General features: G+C 61.0%; 1 protein-coding gene and 2 pseudogenes. All 3 read right to left on the reverse strand.

The features are described from left to right. Positions 1-76, reverse strand: a pseudogene (locus ED901_RS25615) (phage tail protein); the annotation flags it as partial. Further along, positions 48-278: pseudogene (lysC, locus tag ED901_RS25395) on the reverse strand (Rz1-like lysis system protein LysC); the annotation flags it as partial. The pseudogenes ED901_RS25615 and lysC, both read right to left, overlap by 29 nt. Continuing rightward, a partial coding sequence (gene lysB, locus ED901_RS12880) for an Rz-like lysis system protein LysB (protein WP_371414307.1) occupies positions 172-618 on the reverse strand: 447 nt, incomplete at its 5' end. The gene lysB and the pseudogene lysC, both read right to left, overlap by 107 nt.

Genomic DNA, 618 nt, shown 5'->3' on the forward strand with positions numbered 1-618 from the left:
TCAACTGGTCGGGGCTGGTTTGCAGCACCGGCACGGCGTCAGTCAGGGCTTTTCGTAGCTGTGCGGGTTTTAACACGGTGTTCCTCCTGGCATTGTTTGACCGCTTCCACCTGAAGGCCGCAGGCGGTTAGCGCGGCCTCCAGGTTTCTGACATCACTGCTTAAATCGCCGTTAGTGGCGGGTGAGCTTGCCGGTATCGGGCAGCTCGTCACCGCCGGACAGCCAACGTAAATAATCTGCGGCGCTGGCGAAGGCGGGACGGACGTGCATCCGGCCAATGCCGTCAGGCAGGCGAGCGCTATACCAATCACGCATTTCCTGATTTTCATTGAGTAACCTTTGAATTGTGTATTCCCGATCCCGCGCCCGCTGACCGGCCTGCGAGAGCTGCGCGCGCAGGCTTTGCTCCTGGCGTTCCCGCGTCACGGCCTCATCGTTCAGGCGGTGAATGGCGTTGTCGCGGCTTTCGATACCGGCGGACAGCGTGCCGATGATCCGCTGTGCCTGGTCTGCCTCGTTTTGCAGGCCGCCGATACGCCAGGTTTGCAGCCCCGCCAGCGCGCACGCGGCCAGCATTAACAAAATTAAAATGCGCATCAGACACCCCGCAGGCAGTAG

This window comes from Rahnella sp. Larv3_ips (assembly GCF_003697865.1).
Classification (GTDB): Bacteria; Pseudomonadota; Gammaproteobacteria; order Enterobacterales; family Enterobacteriaceae; genus Rahnella; species Rahnella rivi.